The sequence below is a fragment of the Mycobacterium sp. NGS57 genome (assembly GCF_059812405.1).
The window spans coordinates 1-1,071 of sequence record NZ_JCALCP010000032.1 but is presented as its reverse complement, the minus strand read 5'-3'; the positions used below and the strand labels follow the sequence as shown (position 1 = coordinate 1,071).

Annotated in this window: 1 protein-coding gene; it reads right to left on the bottom strand. The window is 64.7% G+C overall.

The annotated features are described in order from the left end of the window. Positions 1–967, bottom strand: a 967-nt coding sequence (locus AC5Y43_RS24945) for an IS481 family transposase (protein ID WP_499977296.1), incomplete at its 3' end; no start/stop codon positions are given. Positions 968–1,071 lie beyond the last annotated feature (104 nt).

The following is a 1,071-nucleotide window of genomic DNA, read 5'->3' as shown; positions in this document are numbered from 1 at the left end:
TGTTCTTGACGGGCAGGTTGTGAACGCGTAGGCGCTCGATGGGGGTCTTTCCGCCGATGCCGGTGTGGGGTCGGTGGTGATTGTAGTGATGCAGCCAGTCTTGGTAGGTCGCCGCGCGGGCGGCGTTGGACCGGTAGGTGTGGGTGTAGGCCCATTCGGCGGTCAGGGTGCGGTTGAAGCGTTCTACCTTGCCGTTGGTCTGCGGCCGGTATGGCCGGGTCCGCTTATGGGCGATATCTTCGCCTAATGCTTGGGCGAAACATTTTGAGCGGTAACACGATCCGTTGTCAGTAAGGACGCGCCGGACGACGATGCCATGCTCGGCGAAGAAGGCGTTGGCGTTGTGCCAGAACGCTGCGGCGGTCTCCTTGCGTTCATCGTCGAGTTCTTCGGAGTACGCCAGCCGGCTGTGGTCATCGACCGCGTGGTGCAGGTAGGCGTACCCCATCCCGCTGCGGTTTTTGCGCCCGGCCTGCCGGCCGAGCTTGCGGTGTCCGCCACCATCGGGGATGCGGCCGAGCTTTTTGATGTCTACGTGCACCAGATCTCCCGGAGCCGGATGCTCGTAACGACGCGGCGCTGGGCGGCGCACCGGCAGACCCGTGGCCTGGTCCAGGTGCCGCAGCAGCGGCATCTTGTAGCGCTTGAGCACCGCCTGCACTGTCGAGCGCGGCACGTGTAGGTGTGCAGCGATGCGATCAGGGCCCCAACGGCGGGTGAAGCGCAGCTTGATGATCCGGCGCTCCCGGCGCACCGGCAGCTGGTTGGGGCTGTGGTGTGGACGGCTGGGCCGGTCGAACATCGCCGCTGCGCCACCGATGCGGTAGCGATCGGCCCATTTCTTCGCCGTGGCCGCCGAGCACTGAAACCGCTCAGCGGCACGTCGGATCGACCAACCGTCGTCAACGATCAACGACGCGAGCTTCAATCTCCCCTTCGGGGTCAGCCAAGCATTAGCGTGGGGCACGAGGACCTCCTGGCAATCGGCGTGCGTGTGGTAACCACACCGATACCGGAGGTCCTCACCTACTTCCGTGCACCACGCCGTTCACAACGTCCCTGGCCATTACA